Genomic DNA, 24,807 nt, shown 5'->3' with positions numbered 1-24,807 from the left:
ACATGCTGTGTAGCGTGCATATTTGTGTCTGTCACTGCCGCCGACGTCTCGCCGGCCCTCCCCGAAACCCGCCGCCCGGCCCCGGCCGTGCTGATCGCGGTGCTCAGTACGGTCGGCATCGTCGTCTCCCTCATGCAGACGCTGGTCATCCCGATCATTCCGACGCTGCCGACCTTGCTGAACACCTCGGCCTCCAACGCCTCCTGGGTGGTCACCGCCACCCTGCTGGCGGGTGCGGTCTCGACGCCGATCGCCGGACGGCTCGGCGATATGTTCGGCAAGCGGCGAATCCTCGTCATCAATCTCGGCTTCATGATCGCCGGCTCGGTGGTCTGCGCGGTGGCGAACTCGCTGCTGCCCGAGGTGATCGGCCGCTCGCTGCAGGGTGTCGCGGTGGGTGCGATCCCGCTGGGGATCAGCATCATGCGCGACGAGCTCGCGCCCGAGAAGGTCGGCGGCGCGATGGCGGTGATGAGCGCGACCCTCGGTGTCGGCGGAGCCGTGGGCCTGCCGTTCTCGGCGCTGATCGCGCAGAATACGGACTGGCACATGCTGTTCTGGGCCGCGGCCGGGCTCGGCGTGCTGTGCGCGGTACTGGTTTTCGTGTTCGTGCCGGAGTCGCCGGTGCGCACGCCCGCGCGTTTCGATTTCGGTGGTGCGATCGGGCTGTCGATCGCCCTGCTCACGCTGTTGATCGGCATCACCAAGGGCGCAGACTGGGGCTGGGGGAGCGGTTCGATCCTCGCGCTGTTCGGTCTGTCGCTGGTGAGTTTCCTCGGTTGGGGCGCCTATGAACTGCGCCGGTCCGCACCGCTGGTCGACCTGCGGGTGTCGGCTCGTCCGCGCGTGCTGTTCACCAATATGGCCTCGATCGCGGTCGGCTTCTCGCTCTACGGCATGTCGCTGACGTTCCCGCAGCTGCTCATGGCCCCCGAACAGACCGGTTACGGGTTCGGGCTGTCGATGGTGGTCGCCGGTCTGGTGATGGCGCCGACCGGTCTGGTGATGATGCTGCTCTCGCCGGTCTCGGCGCGGCTGTCGGCGAAGAAGGGCCCGAAGTTCACGCTGGCGCTCGGCTCGGCGGTGATCGCGCTCGGCTACCTGTGCGCGGTTGTCATGATGGACACCGTGTGGCAGATCGTGCTCTCGGCGGTCATCGTCGCGGGCGGTGTCGGCCTGGCATTCGCGGCCATGCCCGCGCTGATCATGGGCGCGGTACCGCTGAGCGAGACCGCCGCGGCCAATGGCCTCAACTCGCTGATGCGTTCCGTCGGTACCTCGACCTCGGCGGCGGTGATGGGCGTCGTGCTCGCGCACATGACCATGCACCTTGGCCCGCACATGGTGCCGACCCGGTCGGCGTTCCATACCGCGTTCTTCATCGCGATGGCGGGTGCGGTCGCCGCCATCGCCTTGACCCTGTGCATTCCCATGGGGAAGAAGAAGGCCGACTGAGTCAGCCCGCGGCAGGCGAGTACACCACCAGCGACCAGTCCCGACGCGGTACCAGGGAGGCGCCGAGGGAGTGCACCGACATCGGGGTCGGCGCGCCGGTGTGCGGATCGCGCAGCTGCACCAGCGGTCCGTCGGGTCCGGGCGCGGCAGAGGGTTCGGTGGTCCAGAATTTCGCCCATTCGGAAGCCTGTGAACAGGTTTCGACGATCTCGGCGATCCGCGCCTGCGACGCCAATCCCGGGCCCATGACGCGAAACGCGTAGACGCACAGGTGAACCTGCTGCTCCCAGTCGACCAGCGCGGTCCTGGCGCGCGGGTCCAGCAACATCCACTCGAGCATCGACTCGCCCGTGACCAGGCCGGGAAAGAGGAGTCGCCACGCGGCGTTGGTGGCCAGGATCTCGAAGACCGGGTGCAGTTGCAGGCTGGCCGGATGGGTGATCCCGTCGATCAGCACCTGGTCGGCCGGGCGGACGAGCGAAGGCGCCGAGTCGTAGCGGTGGGCGACCGACAGCGAGATCAGATGGTCGCGAAACACCTCGGGCACGTCGAGCGCGTCGAACAGCGCGGTCAGCGCCTCCAGTGTCGGTGTGCGCGTGCCCTGTTCGATCTTCTGGATGAGGGCGGGCGAGATGCCCGCCGTCTCGCCGAGCGCCGCCCTGGTCAGGCCCGACGATTCGCGGCGTTCGCGTAGGTATCGCGAGATCGACGCGTTCGGGTCTTCCACAATGCACTCCCGGTTCGGTCATAGGTACAAATTGGGACAGTCGTCTAGCTTGACCGAGGGTAAAGGTTTCGCAAAAATCATGTCAGCCGAGCGGGACAGCGCGTGGCTGCCCGACCGTCGCGTACAGGCTGATCATCGGCCTTTGTGCTGGTCGGGCCAGTGTGTTCCGGAGCGGAAAGTGTTCGACACCACCCCTGCGCGGACTCGAGGTCGCCGGAGGGGACGGCGCGCACCCGATAGTGCGCGCCGAGAGCGATCGTCGGGCTGATGCCCGGGTGGCGCAGGGGTCCACCCGGTGGTCGCCCGTCCGCTTCGGAAAACACCCGTGATCGGGAACCGAACGCCCTCGTGATTCGTCCAATAGGTCAGAAGGACGAATGAGAGTGGGGGGCGATGACGCAGATTCACGCCGAACGATCGGGGCGACGCACGTCCTGGATCGTCGGAATCTCCGGGATGTTGGCCGCGGCGACCGTGGTAGTCGTCGGACTGGTGTGGTGGCAGCACGATTGGGGCGATCAGTTCCCCGCACTCGACAGCGAACGTCTCGACGAGCAGCAGGTCGTGCTCGTCGACGTGTTGCGCCGCGAGTACGAGCAGCCCGGCGACGGCCCGAAGTACGCCGAGGGTGTCAAGGAGGCGTGGTGCGCCGACTTCGTCAGCTGGACGATGCGCGAGGCGGGCAGGCCGCTGGCCAATCCGAACTCCGGTTCCTGGCGTATCCCCGGCGTGTACACGCTGCAGGAGTACTACCAGCAGGTCGGCCGATTCACCCGCCCCGACGTGGGCTATCGCCCGCGCACCGGTGACGTGGTCCTCTACGGGCCCGCCAGTCCGCTCGGTCAGCACACCAACATCGTGTTGAAGGCCGAGGGCGACACGATCACCACCATCGGCGGCAACGAGATGGGCGGGGTTCGGGTCCGAACCATCACACCGGGCGAAACCGCCGATCTGGTCGGTTACGGGCGATTCTGAAATCGATTGGCGCTCAAGACAACTGCGAAGATCCTGGACGGCGGTACCACGCCGATACCCGTACCATGGATCTCGCGGCGCCCGGCAGCGCCGTTGCCGGCTCCTCCGTCCTGCTTCCCCCTCATCGGCAGGACGGGGGAGTTGTGCCACCAACAGCGGCTTTGCTGACGTCACGTACCGTGTTCGATGTGCGTGTGAAGGTGGACGAGCAGCCACGTCGTGACCCGATGTGGATCGAGTACGCCGATTTCGGCGAACGATTCGTCACCTACGCGGTGACCGAGGAGCGCATCACCGCCGCGGTATCGGGGATGACCGGACGTGGCGTGAAGATCGGTCCGTTCTCCCTCGGCCCCGCCGGTCTGGCCGGTTTCGTCGCCGAGGGCGCACTGGGAACCCCCGTCGTCACCCGTACTCCCGGTGACGCGCTGAGCTTCGGCGTGAAGGTCCCGCTGACCCTGGCCGTGAAGCTGGTCCTCGGTGGTCGCAAACTGCGCCTGGCCGCCGTGGTCGAGATCGGGCTGACGCTGCATGCCCGCACCGCCGCCCCGCTGCTGGTCGTGATCGATGTCGCCCCCGTGACGGCCAAGGACGTCAGCTTCACGTTGCGCGCCGAGGCCATCGACGGTGCGTGGGAGATGCTGCTCGATCCGATCGCGGGCCTGGTGCAGCGCGAGGTCGCCAGCCGGGTCAACGCCATCGTCGGCGATCCGAAGGTGCGCTCGGAGCGGGTCTTCGATATCGAGGCGATTCTGGACGGCTACCGCTCACCGCATCGCAACGACACCGTCTTCGAATGGATCGACTACCGCGAATTCGGCCTGCGCTTCTTCACCACCATCGTCACCAGGGACCGCGTGCACGGCGTGGTCGCGCAGTTGGCGGGCAACGAGATCGAGGTGGGACCGCTGGCCGAGGGCCCGCGCGGCGCGGCCACGGTGACCGTGCGCGGTGCGATCGAGCAGCCGCGCGTGATCGATCGAGGTCTGGGCGAGCCGGGCGAGCTGCGGATCTTCGATATGACGCTGCCGGTCGGGCTCGACATCACTGTCGACGTCCTCAAAGCCAACCACTACCGCGCCGACCTCGAGATTCCGCTGGTCCTCACGGCCAGGGCCGCCGAGCCGTTGCAAATCGTGATCGAGGTGCCGCCGCCCGCGCTGGAGGACATCTCGATGGAGTTCACCGCGAAGGGCCTGCGCGCGGCGACCCTGGCCCGGCTGGCCGGGATCAAGAAGCAGGTGGTCGCGCAGGTCGTCGCGGTGGTGAGCACCGAGCTGGCCGATCCGAGCGGCCGCACCATCGATGTGGGCGCGGCGATCGACGGCGCGACCTGAGTCGTGTGACTCGTGGGGCGAATGTTGCCCTTGGTTCTGGCGGTTCCCCTGGGGTTGTGGTGCAATGAATCGCACGTTCCAGACTCCCGGCGCGCGGTTTTCGGGGAAGGCGCGCCGGGTTCGCTTGCCGGTTGAAGGTCGGGTTTGCGCGAAGGAGTCCTGCGATGCGTTCTGTTCCGGTGAATCGGCGGAAGTTCTTCGGCTTCGCCGCCGCCGCGGCCACGATCGGCGCCGGCCTCGCCGCCGCCCCTGCCCGCGCCCAATCCTTCGGCACGATGGTCGACTACGCCGCGGGGGTTCCCTCCGCCGCGTCGATCGCCGCCGAAGGCCACATCGGCGTCATCCGCTATGTCTCCGAGCGAAGGCCGGGCGCGGAGTGGATGGAGGGGAAACCGCTGCTCGCCGCCGAGGTCGAAGACCTGTGGGCCAACGGCCTGTCGATCGTGTCGAACTACCAGTTCGGCAAGGGTCCGACGGCCGACTGGCGCGGCGGCCTCGAAGCGGGCAAGGAACATGCCGAGCGCGGCTGGGCCATCCACGTCGCCGCGGGCGGACCCGACTCCGCGCCGATCTACGCCTCCATCGACGACAACCCGTCGCAAGAAGAGTTCGACGAGATGATCGCGCCCTATATCGAGGGCTGGCAGTCGGTGCTCGGACCCGAACTCGTCGGCATCTACGCCAATGCGCCGACCATCGACCGCGCACTCGACGCGGGCCTCGGTTCCTGGTTCTGGCAACACAATTGGGGCACCGAGCGAGGTTTCGTGCACGACTCCGCGCACCTGCACCAATTCGAGATCGACAAGCGCTCGATCGACGGCGTCGGCGTCGATCTGAACCGGGTCCTCGCCTCGGACTACGGCCAGTGGTGAATCAGGTCTGGCAGTGGCACGTCGACCCGTGACGCAGCTCGGGCTCGTCGTCGGGCATCACGCACAGCGGTGTCCTGGTCTCGGGTGCGGAATGGTTCCCGAGCCAGGACAGCAGCGACCAGCGTGACAGCCCCGACAGCGCCGAACCCAAGCTGACGAACGAGCCCGACGAGATCGCCGACCCGAACGACCCGATCGAGCCGATGGACAGCACCGACCCGACACTGCCTATGGACAGCACCGAATAGGCCGATCCGATCGACAGGATCGACCCCTCGGATCGGTAGGAGAGAATCGAGCGGCTGCTGCGAGTCGACCGAACGTTGCGAGAAGATCCATGCGTGGTCGCCATCGTCTCGGTCTACCACATCGCGATGCCCGCGGGAACAGCCGAAAACAACTGAACCCGATCCGTTCTCGAGGAACGAACCGGGCTCAGTGAATGCTCTACCTAGACGGTGAAGAAGCCAAGGGTCGGCATGAACGTGCAGGTGCGCGGTGCGGCGCCCTCTGCGGCGGTGGTGAGCGAACCCGAGATCACCGCGACGACGCGGCCGTGGCCGGTGTTCGCGACGGCAGACAGGGTGGCCGGGCCGCCGGGGTTGATCTTGGCCTCGTCGGTCAGCGTCTGGATCGCGGACTGACGGGTGTCGAGGTTGAGCCACTGCACCGTCATCGGCGGGTTCTGCTCACCGGTCGGCGCCTTGGTGCCGAGCGCGGTGAACACGAAACCGGCCTGCCCGGCGGCGGGGCCGGGCGGGGGCAGCTGTGCCGGACCGGCGACCGCGAGCGCGGTGCCGACCGAATCGGCGCCGTCGCCGATGCAGCCCTTGCCGATCGTCGGGTACAGGAACTGCGCGATGACCGGGCCGTCCTGCGGGAGTTCGGGACCGCCGCCGCCGCTGCCGTCGAGGAAGGTGATGATCCGCTCGAGGGTGGCCTTGATGGCGGGCGGCAGGTTCAGCGTTGCCAGCAGTGCGCGCGCCTGATCGAGCAGGGCGGTCTGTGGGCTGGCGACGTCGGCCGGGCCCGCTACCAGGCCGGCCACGGCGGGGGCGAAGGCGGCCAGCGCGTCGACCGGAACGCCCTCCGGCACCATCGGGACGCTGATCGGCGCCGCCTGTGGGGCGGGCGCGGGCGCGGCAATGGTCGATGCGGGCGCGGCCAGCATGGCACCGGCAGCGATGGCGAGAGCGGTCGTTGCGATCCGCGATCCTCGGCTACGAAGCACTTGTCTAGCCGTCCTTACCTCGGGTTTGCGATGGGCGAGGGTTGTCGACCCCAACATGTCGGGGGTCACTCTAAGGACAACGCTGCCGTGTTGTACAGCCGCCGGGCCCTGAGCGGATCACCGGCCGAAACCATGTTCATCGACGCTAGCCCTGACCGGCGTTACACCTGGGGATGTTGATGCAAATGTTACCCATGGTGTCGTCGCAGCCGGTGCGCGCGGGGGTCGATCGACGCCCGGTTAAAGTAGCGGAGCACCGTGAAACGGCGCCCGGCGCCACCCATCCGACCGAAAGCCTGGCCTTGAACAGACACCTCCGATGGGCTCTCGCGCTGCTCGGACTGTCCGTGCTCGCCCGGCTGGCCTGGATGCTCTTCGCCCCGAACGGGCTCAATGTCGTCGATCTGCACGTCTACGTGGACGGGTCGGCTTCGCTGCTCACCGATCGGCTCTACGACTTCACCTACTCGGAGGTGACGCCGGACTTCCCGCTGCCGTTCACCTATCCGCCGTTCGCCGCGCTGGTGTTCTTCCCGCTGCACTATCTGCCGTTCACCCTCGTGGCGGTCGGCTGGATGCTGGCCACGGTCGCCGCGCTCTACGGGGTGATCCGGATCAGCTTCGAGCTGCTCCTCGGCGCGGACGAGGCGAAGCGGACGCCGTGGATCACCGCGGCCGTCGGCTGGACGGCGCTCGGCGTGTGGCTCGAGCCGGTGCGAACCACGATCGACTACGGCCAGGTGAATGTGTTCCTGGTGCTCGGCGCGATGCTGGCCGTGCGCAGTGCGCGGTGGTGGATCTCGGGCACCCTCGTCGGCGTGATCGCGGGCATCAAACTGACCCCGGCCATCACCGGCCTGTATTTCGTGGCGCGGCGGCGCTGGGCGACGGTGCTGTGGTCGGCGGCGGCCTTCGGGCTGACGGTCGCTGTGAGCTTTCTCATCAATGCCCACGAGGCGAAACGCTATTTCGGCACCCTGCTCGGCGACGCCGACCGGATCGGCCCGGTGGGCTCGGTGTGGAACCAGTCGCTGCGCGGTGCGCTGAGCCGCATCCTCGGCTACGACGTGCAGTCCGGGCCGTGGTGGTTGGCTGCCGTCGTGGTCACGACGGTGCTGGCGTTCTGCGCGTGGCGCACCCTCGACCCCGACGACCGGCTCGGCACCCTGGTGCTGGTGCAGCTGTTCGGGCTGATGATCTCGCCGATCTCCTGGTCACATCACTGGGTGTGGCTGATCCCGACGGTGCTGTGGCTGCTCTACGGGCCGCTGCGGGCCGAGCGTGTCGCGCGGATCATCGCCGGGTTCTGGGTGCTGACGATGCTGGTCGGCGTGCCGTGGGTGCTCTCGTTCGCGCAGCCGACGATCTGGACCATCCCGCGCCCGTGGCCGTTGGCCTGGCTCGGCGCGGTGGATGTGATCGGTGTGTTCGTGCTGCTCGGCTGGCTGATCTGGCGTGGCCGCGACAGCCTGCGCGCGCAACTCCCCGGCCGTCGCACGGCCGAGGTGCCCGCGAGCTGACGTTTCAGTCGACGAGGTCGTCGATGGTGTGCGCCATCGCTGTATCGAGCGCGGTGAGCCCACCCGCCGAATGCGTACTCAGCGTGAAACGCAGTGTGCGCCAACGGATATCGATATCGGGATGATGATCGGCCGCTTCGGCCGCGGTGGCGACCTTGCGTACCGTCTCGATGCCGGCGAGGAAACTCGGTGCCTGCACCGTGCGGGTGATCGCGTCACCGTCGCGTGACCACTCCGGAAGAGTGGCCAGCGCGATGGTGACTTCGGGGGCGGAGAGCAACGGAGTACCCATACCTCGGTTGTACTCCTCCGCCTACTTTGCGCGCGCCAACTTCAAGGCCTTTTTGAGATCTTTACCGCACGTTCCGGCGGCCTCGGCCTTCTTCATTCGCATGATGACGACGGGGCATTTGAAGCAGCGCGTCTTCTTCCTGCAGCACTTTTTCTTCGGCTTCAGGCTCGAGACCTTCTTCGCCTTCACCTTGCCCATGGGAGTTAGCGTAGCCTAAGTACAAAGCCTGACACGAGACTGCCACCGGAGTACCGGTAGGCTGTAACAGGCCGCGATGCCAGATGAATGCGCGCCAAATACCCCAACAGCAGGAGGATCCAGGCGTGTCGTCTTCACGCGATTTTCGCAACGTCGCCATCGTGGCCCACGTCGACCACGGCAAGACGACGCTGGTTGACGCCATGCTTCGTCAGTCGGGCGCGTTCGCTGAGCGAGCCGAACTGGTCGACCGAGTCATGGACTCCGGTGATCTCGAGCGCGAGAAGGGCATCACCATTCTCGCGAAGAACACCGCCGTTCATCGCCGTAACCCCGACGGTTCCCTCACCGTCATCAACGTGATCGACACCCCCGGCCACGCCGACTTCGGTGGCGAGGTCGAACGCGGCCTGTCCATGGTCGACGGTGTCGTGCTGCTCGTCGACGCGTCCGAGGGCCCGCTGCCCCAGACCCGTTTCGTGCTGCGCAAGGCCCTCGCGGCCAAGCTGCCGGTCATCCTGGTGGTGAACAAGACCGACCGCCCCGACGCCCGCATCGCCGAGGTCGTCTCCGAGTCGCACGACTTGCTGCTCGACCTGGCCTCCGACCTCGACGACGAGGCCGCCGAAGCCGCCGAGCTGGCGCTCGACCTGCCGGTCCTCTACGCCTCGGGCCGTGAGGGCAAGGCCTCGAAGGTGGAGCCGGAAAACGGTTCCGCTCCCGACGCCGAGAACCTCGACGCGCTGTTCGAGGTGCTGATGGACTACATCCCGGCACCGAAGAGCAACAAGGACGCGCCGCTGCAGGCCCACGTCACCAACCTCGACGCGTCGGCGTTCCTCGGTCGTCTGGCCCTGGTCCGCATCTACGCCGGCGAGCTGCGCAAGGGTCAGAACGTCACCTGGATCAACGCCGACGGCGCCAAGACGGTCAAGATCACCGAGCTGCTGCAGACGATCGGTGTGGAGCGTCAGCCCGGCGAGGTCGCCGAGGCAGGCGACATCGTCGCCATTGCCGGCATCCCCGACATCATGATCGGCGACACCCTCGCCGATCCGGAGAACCCGATCGCGCTGCCGCGCATCACCGTCGACGAGCCCGCCATCTCGGTGGTCATCGGCACCAACACCTCGCCGCTGGTCGGCCGGGTGCAGGGCCACAAGCTCACCGCCCGCATGCTCAAGTCGCGCCTGGATGCCGAGCTCATCGGCAACGTGTCGCTGCGCGTGCTCGACATCGGCCGTCCCGACGCCTGGGAGGTGCAGGGTCGTGGTGAGCTGGCGCTGGCCATCCTCGTCGAGCAGATGCGTCGCGAAGGCTTCGAGCTGACCGTCGGCAAGCCGCAGGTGGTCACCAAGCAGGTCGACGGCAAGACCCACGAGCCGTTCGAAGAGCTGACCATCGACTGCCCCGACGAGTACCTGGGTGCTGTCACCCAGCTGCTGGCCGCCCGCAAGGGCAAGATGGTGCAGATGAGCAACCACGCCGCCGGTTGGGTGCGCATGGAGTTCATCGTCCCGTCGCGTGGCCTGATCGGCTTCCGCACCGTGTTCCTCACCGACACCCGCGGCACCGGCATCGCCAACGCCGTCGCGCACGGCTACGCGCCGTGGGCCGGTGAGATCCGCGGCCGCCACACCGGTTCGCTCGTGTCGGACCGCGCGGGCACCGTCACCCCGTTCGCGATGATCCAGCTGGCCGACCGTGGTCAGTTCTTCGTCGAGCCGGGTGCCGACACCTACGAGGGCATGGTCGTGGGCATCAACCCGCGTGCCGAGGATCTCGACATCAACGTGACCCGCGAGAAGAAGCTGACCAACATGCGCAGCGCCAACGCGGACACCTTCGAGACCATGGCCAAGCCGTTGCAGCTCGACCTCGAGCTGGCGATGGAGTTCTGCACCGAGGACGAGTGCGTTGAGGTCACCCCCGAGGTGATCCGCGTGCGCAAGCTCGTGCTCGACGCCAACCTGCGTGCGCGCGACCTGTCGCGTCGCAAGGCCCGTGACAAGGCCGCCGCGAACTAGTCGGCAGTAGTTTCGAACGGCGTCGGCCGGGTACCGGAAACGGACCCGGCCGACGCCTTTTCGTGGGCCTGATGTGGCCGAACGGCAGGCGATCGAGGGGATGGGTAGAGTGCGCAAGGTGAGTTTGGGGCGGTGCGCAAGGTGGCGCGCGATGGTGCTGGCGATGATTGCCTCGACGGCGGTCGTGGCCGGTTGCACGGCGAATCCACCACCACCGATCGAGTCCTCCGATTCGCCCAAAACCACCCAGGCCAAGCCTGGTAAGAACACCGTGGTCGTCGCGATCGACGACATCGGCATCGGTTTCAACCCGCACCTGCGCTCGGATCAGTCGCCCGTGACCAGTGCGGTGAGTTCGATGGTGCTGCCGAGCCCGTTCCGCGCCGGGCCGAGTCCCGTGCATCCCGGTCTGGTCGACTGGGTGCCCGATACCTCGCTGATCGTGTCGGCCGATGTGACAGCCCAGGAGCCGTTCACCATCACCTACACCCTGCGCAACCAGGCCAATTGGTCCGACGGCGCGCCGATCGCGGCCGAGGACTTCCGATTCCTCTGGCAGCAGATGATCAGCCAGCCCGGCGTGGTCGATCCGGCCGGCTATCGGCTCATCTCGGATGTGGCGTCCTCGGGTGGCGGCAAAACGGTCACGGTGACCATGGCGCAGCCGTATCCCGCGTGGCGTGAACTGTTCTCGAACCTGCTGCCCTCGCACCTGGTGAAGGATTCCCCGGGTGGGTTCACCAGCGGCCTGGTCGACAAGATTCCGGTCTCGGGCGGCAATTTCACGATCAAATCGGTCGATCGCGGGCGCGACGAGATCCTGCTCGAACGCAACGACCGGTTCTGGGGCACCCCCGCTTCGCCGGATCAGATCCAGTTCCGTCGTGGCGGCACGCCCTCGCAGCTGGCCGAATCGCTGCGCACCGGTGACGCCCAGATGGCGCTCGTGCACGGCGGCGTGGCGACCCAGGCGCAACTGGCCGCGATCCCGTCGGTGCGCACCACGATCATGCCGCAGGCCCGGGAAATGCAGCTCGCGCTCAACGGCCGCTCCGGCGACCTCGCCGATGTCCGGGTCCGCAAGGCGGTGCTCGCGCTGCTCGACCCCGCCCTGTTGGCGACCGTCGGCGCGCAGACCGGCGGCTGGGTGGAACCCGCACGCGCACAAGTACTTTCGCCGTCGAGCCCCGGCTATGTGCCCACCGCTCCGCCGCGGATGACCTCCGAGGAAGCGTTCGCGCTGCTGGCCGAGGCCGGCTACGGCCGCGCGCCGGAGACGCCGCAGACCGGTTCGCCCACCTCGCCCGCGCCGCGTCCGCGCTCGGTGGCGCGCAACGGCAAGGGACTGTCGGTGCGGATCGGCGCCGTCACCGAGGACGCGTCGGCGCTGGCAGTCGCCAATACCGCCGCCGACCAATTGCGCAGTGCCGGAATCGATGCCACCGTGCGCGGCCTGCCCGCCGACGAGCTGTACGGCAAGGACCTCACCGAATCATCGATCGACGCCATCGTCGGCTGGGAGCTGGCCGGAGGCGACCCGGCCACCGCACTGGCTTCGCGCTACGGCTGCCCGCCGGTCGCACCGGCAGGCGACGAAGGTCCCGCGCTGGCCGCGGCCGAGGCTTATCGCCAGGCGCCGAGCAATATCGGCGGGGTGTGCGACCCGACCCTGCAACCCTCGATCGACGAGGCCCTGCGCGGGTTCGATGTGCCGCGGATCCTGGCCGAATCCGAGCCTCGGCTCTGGGAACTGGCGACCGTGTTGCCGATCGTGCAGGACAACGTCGTCGCGGCGGCCGGTCCGCGCGTCGACGGTGTGTCGCTGTCGGGCGCCATCCAGGTCGGCATCTTCGGCGACACAGCACAGTGGCGGAGGATCCCATGACCGATACCGGCGGACTGCTGCTGGTCCACGCACATCCTGATGACGAAACCCTCACTACGGGTGGCACGATCGCGCACTACCGCAGGCGTGGCGTCCCGGTGACCGTGGTGACGTGCACGCTCGGCGAGGAGGGTGAGGTCATCGGCGAGAAGTGGTCTCGCTTGATCGCCGCCGAAGCCGACCAGCTCGGCGGTTACCGCATCGGCGAACTCACCGCCGCGCTGTCGGCCCTCGGCGTCACCGAGCCGCGGTTCCTCGGCGGCCCCGGTCGCTGGCGCGATTCCGGCATGGCCGGAACGCCGTCGGCCGAGAACCCGCGAGCCTTCGTGCATTCCGGTGACGCCGCCGTCGACGAACTCGTCGCGGTGATCCTCGAACTGCGGCCCCGGGTGGTGGTCACCTACGATCCGCGCGGCGGCTACGGCCATCCCGACCACATCCGCGCACACGAGATCACCACCGCGGCCGTCGCGGCGGCCGCCGAGCAGGGCTGGGATGTCCCCAAGTTCTACTGGACCGTCACCGACGCCGACCTGCTGCGCCAGCACACCGCCGCGCTGGCCCGCCGCACCGTCGACGAACTGCCGGGCGCGCTGCCCGCGGGCTGGCGTCTGCCGGTCGAGGCCGAGCTGGCCGCCATGTCGACGAGCGGGGTGAGCACTGTGGTCGACGTCTCCGATGTGGTCTCGGCCAAGCGCGCCGCCATGCGCGCACACGCCACCCAGGTCACCGTCGCGCCGAGTGGCCGGGAATTCGCTCTGTCGAACAACATCGCGCTGCCGGTACTGCCCGAAGAGCACTTCACGCTGGTACGCGGCACTCGCGGCCAGGTGGGCGACGATGGATTCGAACACGATCTGTTCGCCGGACTCGATTGAGTAGCTAGCCGGCCGGTGTCGCCGAATAGACTCAGGCCCATGGTGACCGATCACGATCAGCCCACCGCCGTGCTGCGGTCCTCGCGCCTTCTCGGCGTGGCGGATCCGCTGATCGCGGGACTCATCGTCGTGCTGCTGTTCCTCGACGCGCTGATCACCCTGGCCGTCGAAGTGCTGTTCCTGCCCACCTATATCGGCGCGTTCGCCTTTCCGGTGATTGCACTGCTCGCCGCGCCGATCAACATCGCCCTGGTCTACGGCATGGAATCGGTGACCGACCGGATCGGCTTCACCTTCGCCCCGATAGTGGTGTGGGTCTTCGGGTTCCTGGTCTGCGCCTCGCGCGGGCCCGGCGGCGACATCATGCTCGGCAGCGACGGGCGCACCCTGCTGTTGTTCGCCTGCGGTGTGCTCGCCCCCGCGGGCTATATGTACTACCGCTCGAACGTCAGCCGGTAGATTTCGGCCGCTGCCACGGCCATTGCCCGGTCAGTTCGAGTTCGAGCGAGTAGCTGAGGAATGTCCGCACCAGCACGATCAACGCGAGCACGCCGACGCTGGTGAAAGTCGGTGAGATGGCGACCGTGCGGATGATGTCGGCCGCCACCAGGAATTCCAGTCCGAGCAGGATCGCCCGGCCGAGCCCGCGCCGATAGGTGTTATAGGCGAGCTCGAACTCCTTGTGCTCTGCCAACTGCCGCAGGAATCGGACCGTGCCGATGAACCCGCCGATGACGATGGCCGCGACCCCCGCACCGTCGAGCACCTGGCCCGCGGTCTCGATAACCTCGGTGAACTGCACGAATCACCCCTAGCGTCAGCGGCACGGCGATCGAATCGAACGCTACGCCGGGTCGGCGTCGCCTGCGCTGCTATCGGGCGTGGCGGGTCTGCGCGCCGTCAAGGATCAGGTCGATGGCCTGGGTGAATCGGCTGAGCACCCCGTTGGCGGCCTCCTCGACGACCTGCGGGCGCTGCTCGACATAGCGCCGGTGCAGGCGCGGATACTGCTGCGACGCGGCCTCGCTCGCCACCATCACCCGGTCCACCCACTGCTGCGTCGACAAGCCGCTGCGCGCGATCGTCATCATCATCGCGGCCTCGTTGCCGCACGAGCCGACAACGAACTGGAAGATCGCGTTGGTCGCGATATCGACCACCTCGTCGTCGAAGCCGCCGGCTTCCACGATGGCGACCATCGAGTCGGTCAGCCGCATCATGTTGGGCCCGAGATAGGTCAGTGCCGCGCTGCTCAGCACCACGGTGATCCACGGATGGGCCAGGATCGTCGCGCGCAATGCGTCGGCCTGCTCGTGCATCACCGCCCGCCAGCGCTCGGGATCGGGCGTCGGTGTCGGCACCTCACCGACGACCTGGTCGACGACGAGTTCGAGCAGTTCGTCCTTGTTCGCCACGTGGGTGTACAGCGAGGTCGCGCCCGCGCCGAGGCGGGCGCCGAGCTTGCGCATGCTCAACGCGTCGAAGCCTTCGGCGTCGAGCAGGGCGATGGCCTCGGCGACGATCTGGTCGCGGGTCAGTGTGGGTTGGTCGCGCCGTTCGCGCGCGGGCTTGGTCCACACCGAGGTGATCTCCGTCGAGCCGGTGCTCGTCATCCGCTGCCTCCTCGCGTTCTACGACTTCGCCGATCAGCACAGCATAGCCCCCGCTTGAACACTGTACGGAGGACGAACACCGCAACTATTGCGAACAGTGTGCGGTGGCCGTACAGTGTTCGGCATAGCCGCACAACGTGCGGAGAGTGCTCGAAAGGGGAGCAAGATGCTCGCAACGACTCCGGCGGATCCGACGGTCCGCAACCCACGGCGGTGGCTGATTCTGATCGTGCTGTGCCTGAGTTCGCTGGTGCTGGTGGTGGACAACATGGTTCTCACCGTGGCCATCCCGCAGATCGCCACCGATCTGGGTGCGGGCGCGCAGGACATCCAATGGATCATCGACGCCTACCTGCTGGTCTTCGCGGGTCTGCTGCTCACCTCCGGCAGCCTGTCGGACCGGTTCGGCCGCAGGCTGGTGATGGTGATCGGGCTGGTCGTCTTCGGCGCCGCGTCACTGCTGGCCGCCTACGCGGGCAGCGCGGAAATGCTCATCGCCGGGCGCGTGCTGATGGGCATCGGTGGGGTGCTGATCATGCCGAGCACGCTGTCGATCCTCATCACCGTCTTCGACGATGCCGAACGACCCAAGGCGATCGGCGCGTGGAGCGCGGTGGCGACCGTCGGTATGGTCGGCGGCCCGGTGGTCGGTGGCATTCTGCTCGACCACTTCTGGTGGGGCGCGGTGTTCGTGCTGAATGTGCCGATCGTGGCGGTCGCCATCGTGGCAGCGCTGATGCTGATGCCGGAATCCAAGGGCCCGTGGCGCAAGCCCGACTTCCCGGGCATGCTGACCTCGATCATAGGGATGACGGCGCTGGTATGGACCATCATCTCGGTGCCGCACGCGGGCTGGACCGATTCCAAGGTGCTCGGTGGGTTCGCGGTGACCGTGATCGCCCTGTCGGCCTTCGTGATTCGTGAACTGCGCACCGACTCGCCGATGGTGCCGCTGCAGCTGTTCCGCAACCGCACCTTCACCGGCTCCAGTTTCTCCCTGGTCCTGGTCACCTTCGCCAACGGTGGTCTGGTCCTCGTGCTCACCCAGTACCTGCAGTTCGTGCTCGACTATTCACCGATCCGCACCGCGCTGGCCTTCACACCGATGGCGGTCACGCTGTTGATCGCCAATGGCATCGGCGCGGTGCTCGTCGGCAAGCTCGGCCCCCGACTCGTCACCATCGCGGGTCTGATCGTGATCGCCGCCGGCTTCGCGGTACTGGCCACCCTCGACGCGGGTGCCGGGTTCAGCCTCCCCGCCGTCGCGATGGCGCTGCTCGGAGCCGGTGCCGGTCTGGCCATGCCCGCCGCGATCGGTGCGCTGATGAGCGCGGTTCCCGGCGAGCACGCGGGTGTCGGCTCCGCGCTCAACGACACCATTCAGCAGGCGGGCGCGGCACTGGGCGTCGCGGTGCTCGGTGCGATCCTGGCGGGCACCTTCGCGGGTGCGATGCCGGACTCGGCGCCGTCGGCGGCCCGAGAATCCATCACGGGGGCTCTCGGTACCGGCGATGCGACGGTCATCGGGCTGGCGCGCGACGCGTTCTGCACCGGGATGCAGGTGAGTTTCGGTGTGGGTGCGCTGTGCGCGCTGGCCGCCGCGGTGTTGGCGGTGGTGTTGATGCGTGACGCGAAAACGCTTGTGGGCGAATCCGAATTGGCGAAGGAGCCGGTGAACGCCTAGGCTGTCGACGCGGAATGGCCGGGAGTCCAAGGGCGCCCGGCCATTTCAGCGTTTACCGAGTCGGCCCGGGGTCACTGCCTCGATCAGGTCGGCGGCCTGATCGATCGGGATGTCGACCACCAGGTAGGACTTCTTGCCCGCCGCGGTGGCCGCGACGACAGTGGCGAGTCCCGCGCGGCGCTGCCAGAAGCTCTGCCGCACAGTCCATCCGATGATGCCGGGAGCTTCGAGACAGTCCCGGTTGCGATCGAGGCTGCCGCTGCGGGTGATCAGCCAGGTCGGGCCGGTGGTGCCGGGGAGCACGCGGTGGCCCAAGCCGCGGTAGCGGTCCTCGGCGATCAGGGCCATGACAACGGCGAGCACCACCGGGAAGGACCAGGTCCACGCCGGCGGATGCCAGCCCGCGAGCGCGATGGCGGCCAGGGCGACGGCAACGATACCGACGGGCCACGCGGCGTGGGTGTAGCGGCGACGATGTGCGGCGGGTCCGTGACGTCGTAGCTCGACGGTGCCGAGGGCGGAACCGGTGATCGGTTGCGGTGCGGGCGAATCCGTGAGTACGGCTGTCGACGCGACTTTGTCGAGGGAGGTCGCGACCGGGCGTCGGCGGGTGCGGAGTAGTTCGTCGAGGGTGCGTTCGACGGCGGCGCGTGGGGCCTGGGGGAGGATCTTCTGACGGGGGTTCTCACCGGTCATGATCATTTCGAGCTGAGCGGCGTTGGCGGCGCGCAGCAGGAGCGGTTCGTTGAGCGTGGCGCCGCGGAAGCGGGCCAGGTCCAGGGTGATCTGGCGGGTGGTGAACAGGCCGTGGCGCAGGTGCAGGGTGGCGCCGTTGTCGAGCACGCGCAGGCCGAACCAGGTGGCGAGGTAGTGGGCGCACCCGGCCAGACTCACCAGCAGCACCGTCAGGACGGTCAACCCGGTGATGACGATGACGACGATCATCGCGGTGTCGTCGTCGAGATGTTGCACGACAGCGCTTCTCGACAGCACGTCGATGAGTCCGTACTGCGCGCCGATTCCCGCGATCGGCGCGACGACGGCCAGCCCGGTCAGCGACAACGGTGCGTACCGCACCCATGCCGCCTGCCAGTGCCCGATCTCCACCCCGGACTCGGTGAGGGCATCGTGGTGCGCAACATGCGGCGCCCCGGCGCTCTCGCTGTGCCCGGATGTCTGTTGACCGGTGTGCGCGAGCAATTCGGCCCGCAACGCCGGGATCTGACTGGTGTCGAGCGCGTCGAGCTTGAATTCCTCGCCCTTGTCGGTCTGCTTCCCGGTTCCGATGGCCAGTACCGCCAACCCGAGCACCCGGTGCAGCAGATCGGCTTCCACATCCACCGATCGAATCCGCGAGCGAGGCACCGACAACGTCCGGCGCTGCACGATTCCGCTGCGCAACTGCACATGATCGGCATCGATCCGGTAGGAGGTGGTGAACCACCGCGCGATACCTAACGCCGCGACGAGCGTGACCGGAATCAAACTCCACAGCGGATTGCCGCTGGTGGTGCCGACAATGATCGAACCGAGCAGCACCGGAATGTATTTCATGACCTCGTTGACCGGATACACCAGCAGCATGCGCGGATCCAGGCGCTGCCAGTCGGTCTCGGTGCGCGCGGGTGCGGTCATGTCGCGTCGCCGCGGTGCTGGGCGGCGATGGCGGTCAGCCGCAGCACCGTCTCCTCCGCGACCGGCAGGTCCAGCGCACCGATCTTCACCGCGCCCGCCGACGACGCGGTGGTGACGGTGACAGTCGCCAGCCCGAGGATCCGTTCCAGCGGCCCCCGCTCGGTGTCGACGGTCTGTACCCGCGAGATCGGCGCGACCCGCGATTCCTGATCCAGCCACCCCACCCGTGTGTACACGGCATCATCGGTGACCTCCCAGCGATGCACCGCGTATCGCCACACCGGAATCACCACAACGACCAGAACCGCGAGCACCACGATCGCCAGCCCGGCCAGCACCTGCCAGTCACGACGGTCCTCGTCCAACACTGCCCACACCACGAGAGCCGCGAACAGCACCACCACCCCGATCGCGTTCTCCAACGCCCACAGCAGCTTGGCCTTGGAACTCGGACGCCAGGCCGGTTCGGCCAGGATGGTGGAGCGTGGCAGCGACATGCTGCCCATGGTTCCATGCGCGTGCGACGAGTTCACCCCGTCGGGAATACGCGTGGTCACGGGGGAGGTTGTGGTCGGACAAGGACGACAACGCCGCGCCCGCCACGGGCCCGTGACCTCACCGACCACACGTCCGAGGAAGAAGTAGCGCATGATCGACGGGGTGACCGACCTTCCGAAGCCGAGCGTTCCGATGTCGCCGCCGAGTCCCACCGCGATGCGCCGGGCCCTGCGCCGAGCCCGCGACGGCGTCACGTTGAACGTCGACGAAGCCACCGTCCTGCTGCACGCCACCGGCGACGACCTCGTCGACCTGTGCGCGAGCGCCGCCAGGGTCCGCGATGCCGGGCTCGAATCGGCGGGTCGCCCACGCACGATCAGCTATTCGCGCAACGTGTTCATCCCGCTCACCAAGCTGTGCCGGGACAAGTGTCACTACTGCACGTTCGTCACCGTGCCCGGCAAGCTGCGCGCCGAGGGCAAGGGCATGTTCCTCGAACCCGACGAGGTCCTCGAGATCGCCCGCCAGGGCGCTGCGCTGGGGTGCAAGGAAGCGCTGTTCACCCTGGGCGACCGGCCGGAGGACCGCTGGCCCGAGGCGGCGCAGTGGCTCGACGAACGCGGCTACGACTCCACCCTCGACTACCTGCGCGCCGTCTCCATCCTCGTGCTCGAGGAGACCGGCCTGCTGCCGCACCTGAACCCCGGGGTGATGAGCTGGAACGAGATCTCCCGTCTCAAGCCCGTCGCCCAGTCCATGGGCATGATGCTCGAGACCACCGCCACCAGGCTGTTCACCGACAAGGGCGAGTGCCATTACGGCAGCCCCGACAAGGATCCCGCGGTCCGGCTGCGCTCGATCACCGACGCGGGCAGGCTCTCGGTGCCCTACACCACCGGCATCCTGGTCGGCATCGGCGAGAATCTCACCGAGCGCGCCGAGTCGATCATGGCGATTCGCAAACAGCACAGGGAGTTCGGCCACATCCAGGAAGTGATCGTGCAGAACTTCCGGGCCAAGGACGACACCGCCATGCGCGATGTTCCCGACGCGGGCGTGGCGGAGTTCCTTGCCACCGTGGCGGTGACGAGATTGCTTCTCGGGCCGGATGTTCCGGTGCAGGCGCCGCCGAACCTGGTGTCGCACAGCGATTGCCTCGCCTTGATCGACGCGGGCATCGACGACTGGGGCGGGGTGTCGCCGGTGACGGTCGACCACGTGAACCCCGAACGGCCGTGGCCGAACCTGGATACCCTGCGCGAGATCACCGAGGCGGCCGGGTTCACCCTCGTCGAACGCACCTCGGCGCACCCGAAATACGTTCGCGCGGGCCATCCCTGGATCGACCCGCGGATCGGCGCGCATGTCGACGCGCTCACCGACCCCGCGACCGGGCTGGCCAGGCCCGATGTGCTGCCGGTCGGCCTGCCGTGGCAGGAGCCGGACGAGTCGTGGGATTCGGTCGGCCGCGTCGACCTGAACACCGCCATCGACACCGAGGGCCGCAATACCGACAGTCGCAGCGATTCCGGGCTCGGTCAGGAAGTCGTCGGCGCGTTCGGCGACTGGGAGACGATCCGCGAACACGCTCGCGACCTGGCCGTCGTGGCGCCCGAGCGCCTCGATTCCGAGGTACTCGCGGCCCTGCGCGCGGCCGAGAAGGACCCGGCGGGGCTCACCGACGACCAGTACCTCGCACTGGCTACGGCCGACGGCGCCAATATGGAAGCCGTTGCAGCACTGGCTGATTCGCTGCGCCGCGAGGTCTCCGGCGACGAGGTCACCTATGTCGTCAACCGCAATATCAACTTCACCAATATCTGCTACACCGGTTGCCGCTTCTGCGCCTTCGCCCAGCGCAAGGGCGATGCCGACGCCTTCACCCTCAGCACCGACGAGGTCGCCGATCGCGCGTGGGAAGCCCACGTCGACGGCGCCACCGAGATCTGCATGCAGGGCGGCATCGACCCCGAACTCCCCGTCACCGGCTACGCCGATCTGGTCCGCGCCATCAAGGCCCGCGTCCCGTCGATGCACGTCCACGCGTTCAGCCCGATGGAGATCGTCAACGGCGCCTCCCGTGGCGGCCAGAGCATCCACGACTGGCTGTCAGCGCTGAAGGAGGCCGGATTGGGCTCGATCCCCGGAACGGCCGCCGAAATCCTCGACGACGAGGTCCGCTGGGTGCTCACCAAGGGCAAACTCCCCACCTCCGCCTGGATCGAGGTCATCACCACCGCCCACAAACTGGGCATCCCCTCGAGCTCGACGATGATGTACGGCCATGTGGACAACCCGAAGCACTGGGTCGGCCACCTGCGGGTGCTGCGCGGCATCCAGGACGAGACGGGCGGCTTCACCGAGTTCGTCCCGCTCCCGTTCGTCCACCAGAGCGCGCCGCTGTACCTCGCCGGCGCGGCCCGGCCCGGCCCGACCAACCGGGACAACCGCGCGGTCCACGCCCTGGCCAGGATCATGCTGCACGGCCGCATCCACAACATTCAGACCAGCTGGGTGAAACTGGGTACCCTCGGTACTCAGGCCATGCTCACCGGCGGCGCCAACGATCTGGGTGGCACCTTGATGGAGGAGACCATCTCCCGGATGGCCGGCTCTCAGCACGGCTCGGCGAAAACCGTCGCCGAGCTCACCGAGATCGCGGCGGGCATCGACCGTCCGGTCCGCGAACGCACCACTACCTACGGACAGGTGGAAGCCAAACCGACACCACTTCCTTTGGCTATCGGGTGATTGCCAGAGTGAGTTAGGGCAGGCTGACCTGGGAGTAATGTGGGCGGTCGGGATAGTGTTTCGTGGGCGGAGTAACCCCGCAGGTGAGGACAGACTAGGAGAACGGCAGTGCCGTACATCATCGCTGAACCGTGCGTTGACGTGAAGGACAAGGCGTGCATCGAGGAATGCCCCGTGGATTGCATCTACGAGGGTGGTCGCATGCTCTACATCCAACCCGACGAGTGCGTGGACTGTGGTGCGTGTGAGCCGGTCTGCCCCGTGGAAGCGATCTTCTACGAGGACGACACTCCGGACCAGTGGAGCGGTTACATCAACGCCAACGTCGACTTCTTCAACGAGCTGGGATCCCCCGGCGGCGCGACCAAGGTCGGTGTGGTCGACTTCGACCCCGCCTTCATCAAGGCGCTGCCCCCGATGGCCGAAGAGTGAGCACAGGGGTGCCCACCCGTGGGCGTGTGAGCAGCCTGCTGCCTGATTTCCCGTGGGACACCATCGCTGCGGTCAAGCAGAAGGCGTCCACCCATCCGGGTGGGCTCGTCGACCTGTCCGTGGGTACACCGGTGGACCCGGTCGATCCGCTGATCCGGGCTGCATTGGGTTCGGTGGCGGCTGTTCCCGGCTACCCGACCACGCACGGCACCCCTGAGCTTCGCTCCGCCGTCGTCGCGGCGTTCGCGCGCAGGTTCGGCGTCACCGGCGTCGACCCGGCGGCGGTGCTGCCGGTGCTCGGCACGAAAGAGCTCATCGCCGGGCTGCCTCGGCTGCTCGGCGTCGGCTCAGACGATCTGGTGGTGATCCCCGAGATCGCCTACCCGACCTACGAGGTCGGCGTGCTGCTGGCGGGCGCGAAGCCTTGGCGCGCAGACGGTCTCACCCAGATCGGCCCGCAGAACCCGGCGCTGATCTTCGTGAACTCGCCCTCGAACCCCACCGGCAAGGTGCTGCCCGTCGAGCACCTGCGCAAGGTGGTGGCGTTCGCTCGCGAGCGCGGCGCGATCGTCGCCTCCGACGAGTGCTACCTGGGCCTGACCTGGGAGGGCGAGGCGGTTTCGATCCTCGACCCGCGCGTCTGCGACGGCGACCACACCGGCCTGCTGGCCATCCACTCCCTGTCGAAGACCTCGAACCTGGCCAGCTACCGCGCCGGTTTCATCGCCGGTGACCCGGAACTGGTGGCCGAACTGCTCGAGGTGCGCAAGCACTCCGGCATGATCATGCCGTTCCCGATCCAGGCCGCGATGACCGCCGCGCTCAGCGACGACGAGCACGAGGCCGAGCAGCGCGAGCGTTACCGGGCTCGCCGCGAAATCCTGCGAAACGCCTTGCTGCAGGCAGGTTTCCGGATCGACTTCTCCGAAGCCGGGCTGTACCTGTGGGCCACCCGCGGCGAACCCTGCCGCGTGACCCTCGACTGGCTCGCCGAACGCGGAATCCTCGCCGCCCCCGGCGATTTCTACGGTCCCCGTTCGCCCGAACACGTGCGCATCGCGCTGACCGCCACCGACGAGCGCATCGCCGAAGCGGCCGCCCGCCTGTCCTGAACGCGATCTCGGCGCGCTTGCCGATATCGTGTGGAGCACAAGGGGACAGGATCGAGGGGCACAACGCATGCACGGGGTGGAGTTCGGCGTCGGCACGGTCTTCGCGGGGTATCGGATCGACCGCCTGCTCGGCCGGGGCGGGATGGGCACCGTGTATCTCGCGGCGCATCCGCGCCTGCCGCGGCAGGTGGCGCTGAAACTGCTCAATCGCGAACTGTATTCCGACGACGAGGTACGCGGCCGGTTCGAGCGCGAGGCGGATGTGTCCGCCCATCTCGATCATCCCGGCATCGTGTCGGTGCTCGATCGCGGTATCGAAGACGGTCTGATGTGGATCTCCATGCAGTACGTCGACGGCCGCGACGCCTCGGTGTTCCGCGGGGAGCCGTTGGTTCCGGCGCGGGCGGTCGGCATCGTCGCCCAGACCGCCGAAGCCCTCGACTACGCCCACGATCGCGGCGTGCTGCACCGAGATGTGAAGCCCGCCAATATCTTGCTGGGCCCCAGCCGTTCCGGCGACCGCGTGCTGCTCACCGACTTCGGCATCGCCCGACTCCGTGGCGATGCCCGCCAACTCACCCGCACCGGCGCCTTCCTCGCGACCCTGGCCTACGCGTCCCCTGAACAACTCTCGGGTGCACCGGTCGACCACCGCTCCGACCAGTATTCGCTCGGCTGTACGTTGTTCACTCTGCTCACCGGCGAAAGTCCCTTTCCCGCAGACAATCCCGGCGCGGTGGTCGCCGCCCACCTGACCAAGCCGGTACCTCGCGCGTCCGCGGTGGTCGGCGACCTGCCGCCCGGAATCGACGCGGTCATCGCCAGGGCGATGGCGAAGGCGCCGGACGAAAGATTCGACAGCTGCGAGGAATTCGCGCGCGCGGCGACAGCGGCCTTGGTCGGCGCGGGTTCCGCGTCGCAGGGCCCAGGCGGTTCCCCGTCGTCCCGTCCTGGGGAAGCCGCCCGTGTGGCGAGTAGGTCGGCCGATTCGGCTGGGGCGTTCGGCCGTGAACACCTGCCGACGAATACCGGCGAGAGTTCGCTGAACCCGACCCTGTTGAGTTCGACGTCGTACTCCGTTGCGCGGCCGGCCGGGGTGCACGGTGGCGGAAGGAACGCGGTTTCGTCGCGGTGGCGGGCACTCGCGGTGAGTCTGATCGTGCTCGCGCTGGTCGCCGGGGTCGGCGTCATCGGCGTCGGTGCGATCTACTGGAAGTTCGTGCGGCCCAACCGAGTTCCACCGCCGCCTACTTGGGGCGCACACGGTTCGGTGGCGTCGGGGTTCACCGACTTGATCCCGTCGGGGCCCACCGGGCGCGGCTGGCGCGAGGCGAATTGTGCGGCGACCCCGTCACTGGTCGTGCTGCCGGGTGACCCGGCGCCGCTGCGCCAGATCAGCTGCACCGATGCCGACGGACTCATCGCCTGGTACACCGAGTACCCCGATGCCGCCGATGTCGATGCCTATCTCCTGCGGCACACCACCGAGGACCTCACGCGCGAACTGCACCACACCAGCCTCGCCGCCTACCGGCCACGCGACCCCGCCGCGCCGTTCACGCTCGCGGCCAGGGAGCACGGCAATGTGTTCAGCGCGAACTCGGTGGTGGAGGTGTCGTGGCCGGGTCACTCCTTCGAGGAGGCCCGCGACAGCTGGTGGCAGCAAGCACCCTTCTGAT

The 24,807-nt window shown here is 67.8% G+C and carries 23 protein-coding genes; 14 read left to right on the top strand and 9 right to left on the bottom strand.

Annotation, left to right across the window (positions count from 1 at the left end):
* Positions 1–24 precede the first annotated feature (24 nt).
* On the top strand, positions 25–1,455 hold the full coding sequence (locus tag IBJ82_RS15150) for an MFS transporter (RefSeq protein WP_370585319.1): 1,431 nt from the start codon (positions 25–27) through the stop codon (positions 1,453–1,455).
* Between the two features lies 1 nt (position 1,456).
* Here IBJ82_RS15150 and IBJ82_RS15145 read toward each other — a convergent pair whose 3' ends face one another.
* Positions 1,457–2,182, bottom strand: a complete 726-nt coding sequence (locus IBJ82_RS15145; protein WP_194826548.1) for a helix-turn-helix domain-containing protein — start codon at positions 2,180–2,182, stop codon at positions 1,457–1,459.
* Between the two features lie 393 nt (positions 2,183–2,575).
* On the opposite strand from IBJ82_RS15145, the gene IBJ82_RS15140 reads away from it, so the two are divergent.
* From IBJ82_RS15140 to IBJ82_RS15130, 3 genes are all read left to right on the top strand, one after another.
* On the top strand, positions 2,576–3,160 hold the full coding sequence (locus tag IBJ82_RS15140) for a CHAP domain-containing protein (RefSeq protein WP_194826547.1): 585 nt from the start codon (positions 2,576–2,578) through the stop codon (positions 3,158–3,160).
* Positions 3,161–3,348: 188 nt separating this feature from the next.
* Positions 3,349–4,497, top strand: a complete 1,149-nt coding sequence (locus IBJ82_RS15135; RefSeq protein WP_370585318.1) for a hypothetical protein — start codon at positions 3,349–3,351, stop codon at positions 4,495–4,497.
* Positions 4,498–4,661: 164 nt separating this feature from the next.
* Entirely contained in the window at positions 4,662–5,372 is a 711-nt protein-coding gene (locus IBJ82_RS15130; protein WP_194826546.1) for a DUF1906 domain-containing protein, read from the top strand.
* Position 5,373: 1 nt separating this feature from the next.
* Here the strand turns inward: IBJ82_RS15130 and IBJ82_RS15125 are convergent, their stop codons facing one another.
* Together IBJ82_RS15125 and IBJ82_RS15120 are read right to left on the bottom strand one after the other, a co-directional pair.
* Entirely contained in the window at positions 5,374–5,724 is a 351-nt protein-coding gene (locus tag IBJ82_RS15125; RefSeq protein WP_194826545.1) for a hypothetical protein, read from the bottom strand.
* A 99-nt stretch (positions 5,725–5,823) separates the two neighbouring features.
* Complete coding sequence (locus IBJ82_RS15120; protein WP_194826544.1) at positions 5,824–6,603, bottom strand: hypothetical protein; 780 nt, start codon at positions 6,601–6,603, stop codon at positions 5,824–5,826.
* Positions 6,604–6,797: 194 nt separating this feature from the next.
* On the opposite strand from IBJ82_RS15120, the gene IBJ82_RS15115 reads away from it, so the two are divergent.
* Positions 6,798–8,123, top strand: a complete 1,326-nt coding sequence (locus tag IBJ82_RS15115) for a mannosyltransferase (protein WP_255532983.1) — start codon at positions 6,798–6,800, stop codon at positions 8,121–8,123.
* 4 nt (positions 8,124–8,127) lie between these two features.
* Here IBJ82_RS15115 and IBJ82_RS15110 read toward each other — a convergent pair whose 3' ends face one another.
* A complete protein-coding gene (locus tag IBJ82_RS15110; protein ID WP_194826543.1) occupies positions 8,128–8,415 on the bottom strand; it encodes a 4a-hydroxytetrahydrobiopterin dehydratase in 288 nt (95 codons plus the stop codon).
* Between the two features lie 21 nt (positions 8,416–8,436).
* A complete protein-coding gene (locus tag IBJ82_RS15105) occupies positions 8,437–8,613 on the bottom strand; it encodes a hypothetical protein (protein ID WP_194826542.1) in 177 nt (58 codons plus the stop codon).
* A 125-nt stretch (positions 8,614–8,738) separates the two neighbouring features.
* Between IBJ82_RS15105 and typA the strand changes: the two genes are divergently transcribed.
* The 4 genes from typA (at position 8,739) to IBJ82_RS15085 (ending at position 13,862) form a co-directional block, all read left to right on the top strand.
* Positions 8,739–10,640: a translational GTPase TypA gene (typA, locus tag IBJ82_RS15100; RefSeq protein ID WP_370585317.1), complete on the top strand. Its 1,902-nt coding sequence runs from the start codon at positions 8,739–8,741 to the stop codon at positions 10,638–10,640.
* A gap of 151 nt (positions 10,641–10,791) precedes the next feature.
* On the top strand, positions 10,792–12,525 hold the full coding sequence (locus IBJ82_RS15095; protein ID WP_194826540.1) for an ABC transporter family substrate-binding protein: 1,734 nt from the start codon (positions 10,792–10,794) through the stop codon (positions 12,523–12,525).
* The gene (gene mshB / locus IBJ82_RS15090) at positions 12,522–13,403 is read left to right on the top strand and encodes an N-acetyl-1-D-myo-inositol-2-amino-2-deoxy-alpha-D-glucopyranoside deacetylase (protein WP_194826539.1); all 882 of its coding nucleotides are present in this window, start codon (positions 12,522–12,524) and stop codon (positions 13,401–13,403) included. The genes IBJ82_RS15095 and mshB overlap by 4 nt, the downstream gene beginning before the upstream one ends.
* A 39-nt stretch (positions 13,404–13,442) precedes the next feature.
* On the top strand, positions 13,443–13,862 hold the full coding sequence (locus IBJ82_RS15085) for a hypothetical protein (RefSeq protein WP_194826538.1): 420 nt from the start codon (positions 13,443–13,445) through the stop codon (positions 13,860–13,862).
* Here the strand turns inward: IBJ82_RS15085 and IBJ82_RS15080 are convergent.
* Complete coding sequence (locus tag IBJ82_RS15080; protein WP_194826537.1) at positions 13,852–14,205, bottom strand: DUF1622 domain-containing protein; 354 nt, start codon at positions 14,203–14,205, stop codon at positions 13,852–13,854. The genes IBJ82_RS15085 and IBJ82_RS15080 overlap by 11 nt on opposite strands.
* Positions 14,206–14,275: 70 nt before the next feature.
* Entirely contained in the window at positions 14,276–15,016 is a 741-nt protein-coding gene (locus IBJ82_RS15075) for a TetR/AcrR family transcriptional regulator (protein ID WP_194826536.1), read from the bottom strand.
* 166 nt (positions 15,017–15,182) lie between these two features.
* On the opposite strand from IBJ82_RS15075, the gene IBJ82_RS15070 reads away from it, so the two are divergent.
* Positions 15,183–16,700 (top strand): MFS transporter, encoded by a 1,518-nt coding sequence (locus IBJ82_RS15070; protein ID WP_194826535.1) that lies wholly within the window; start codon positions 15,183–15,185, stop codon positions 16,698–16,700.
* 45 nt (positions 16,701–16,745) lie between these two features.
* Here IBJ82_RS15070 and IBJ82_RS15065 read toward each other — a convergent pair whose 3' ends face one another.
* Positions 16,746–18,335 (bottom strand): PH domain-containing protein, encoded by a 1,590-nt coding sequence (locus IBJ82_RS15065; protein ID WP_194826534.1) that lies wholly within the window; start codon positions 18,333–18,335, stop codon positions 16,746–16,748.
* Positions 18,332–18,832 carry a PH domain-containing protein gene (locus tag IBJ82_RS15060; protein WP_194827166.1) on the bottom strand — a complete coding sequence of 167 codons (501 nt, stop codon included), beginning with the start codon at positions 18,830–18,832 and terminating at the stop codon, positions 18,332–18,334. Before IBJ82_RS15060 ends, IBJ82_RS15065 begins: the two co-directional genes overlap by 4 nt.
* Before the next feature lie 151 nt (positions 18,833–18,983).
* Between IBJ82_RS15060 and IBJ82_RS15055 the strand changes: the two genes are divergently transcribed.
* The 4 genes from IBJ82_RS15055 (at position 18,984) to IBJ82_RS15040 (ending at position 24,806) form a co-directional block, all read left to right on the top strand.
* On the top strand, positions 18,984–21,584 hold the full coding sequence (locus IBJ82_RS15055) for a bifunctional FO biosynthesis protein CofGH (protein WP_194826533.1): 2,601 nt from the start codon (positions 18,984–18,986) through the stop codon (positions 21,582–21,584).
* Positions 21,585–21,692: 108 nt separating this feature from the next.
* The gene (gene fdxA / locus IBJ82_RS15050) at positions 21,693–22,016 is read left to right on the top strand and encodes a ferredoxin (protein ID WP_056813450.1); all 324 of its coding nucleotides are present in this window, start codon (positions 21,693–21,695) and stop codon (positions 22,014–22,016) included.
* A 26-nt stretch (positions 22,017–22,042) separates the two neighbouring features.
* Positions 22,043–23,128 (top strand): succinyldiaminopimelate transaminase, encoded by a 1,086-nt coding sequence (dapC, locus tag IBJ82_RS15045; RefSeq protein WP_194826532.1) that lies wholly within the window; start codon positions 22,043–22,045, stop codon positions 23,126–23,128.
* Between the two features lie 67 nt (positions 23,129–23,195).
* The gene (locus IBJ82_RS15040) at positions 23,196–24,806 is read left to right on the top strand and encodes a serine/threonine-protein kinase (RefSeq protein ID WP_194826531.1); all 1,611 of its coding nucleotides are present in this window, start codon (positions 23,196–23,198) and stop codon (positions 24,804–24,806) included.
* Position 24,807 lies beyond the last annotated feature (1 nt).

The sequence above is a fragment of the Nocardia sp. XZ_19_231 genome (genome assembly GCF_015355705.1).
Lineage (GTDB): Bacteria > Actinomycetota > Actinomycetes > Mycobacteriales > Mycobacteriaceae > Nocardia > Nocardia salmonicida.
This window is presented reverse-complemented; position numbering and strand designations above follow the sequence as displayed.

What these genes read in the sequence shown, in the direction of transcription:
- IBJ82_RS15140 (WP_194826547.1), top strand. Translation starts at nt 2,576, where the DNA reads ATGACGCAGATTCACGCCGAACGATCGGGGCGACGCACGTCCTGGATC.
- IBJ82_RS15130 (WP_194826546.1), top strand. Translation starts at nt 4,662, where the DNA reads ATGCGTTCTGTTCCGGTGAATCGGCGGAAGTTCTTCGGCTTCGCCGCC.
- IBJ82_RS15125 (WP_194826545.1), bottom strand. Translation starts at nt 5,724, where the DNA reads ATGGCGACCACGCATGGATCTTCTCGCAACGTTCGGTCGACTCGCAGC.
- IBJ82_RS15115 (WP_255532983.1), top strand. Translation starts at nt 6,798, where the DNA reads ATGGTGTCGTCGCAGCCGGTGCGCGCGGGGGTCGATCGACGCCCGGTT.
- IBJ82_RS15110 (WP_194826543.1), bottom strand. Translation starts at nt 8,415, where the DNA reads ATGGGTACTCCGTTGCTCTCCGCCCCCGAAGTCACCATCGCGCTGGCC.
- IBJ82_RS15105 (WP_194826542.1), bottom strand. Translation starts at nt 8,613, where the DNA reads ATGGGCAAGGTGAAGGCGAAGAAGGTCTCGAGCCTGAAGCCGAAGAAA.
- IBJ82_RS15095 (WP_194826540.1), top strand. Translation starts at nt 10,792, where the DNA reads ATGGTGCTGGCGATGATTGCCTCGACGGCGGTCGTGGCCGGTTGCACG.
- mshB (WP_194826539.1), top strand. Translation starts at nt 12,522, where the DNA reads ATGACCGATACCGGCGGACTGCTGCTGGTCCACGCACATCCTGATGAC.
- IBJ82_RS15085 (WP_194826538.1), top strand. Translation starts at nt 13,443, where the DNA reads ATGGTGACCGATCACGATCAGCCCACCGCCGTGCTGCGGTCCTCGCGC.
- IBJ82_RS15075 (WP_194826536.1), bottom strand. Translation starts at nt 15,016, where the DNA reads ATGACGAGCACCGGCTCGACGGAGATCACCTCGGTGTGGACCAAGCCC.
- IBJ82_RS15070 (WP_194826535.1), top strand. Translation starts at nt 15,183, where the DNA reads ATGCTCGCAACGACTCCGGCGGATCCGACGGTCCGCAACCCACGGCGG.
- IBJ82_RS15065 (WP_194826534.1), bottom strand. Translation starts at nt 18,335, where the DNA reads ATGACCGCACCCGCGCGCACCGAGACCGACTGGCAGCGCCTGGATCCG.
- IBJ82_RS15060 (WP_194827166.1), bottom strand. Translation starts at nt 18,832, where the DNA reads ATGTCGCTGCCACGCTCCACCATCCTGGCCGAACCGGCCTGGCGTCCG.
- IBJ82_RS15055 (WP_194826533.1), top strand. Translation starts at nt 18,984, where the DNA reads ATGATCGACGGGGTGACCGACCTTCCGAAGCCGAGCGTTCCGATGTCG.
- IBJ82_RS15040 (WP_194826531.1), top strand. Translation starts at nt 23,196, where the DNA reads ATGCACGGGGTGGAGTTCGGCGTCGGCACGGTCTTCGCGGGGTATCGG.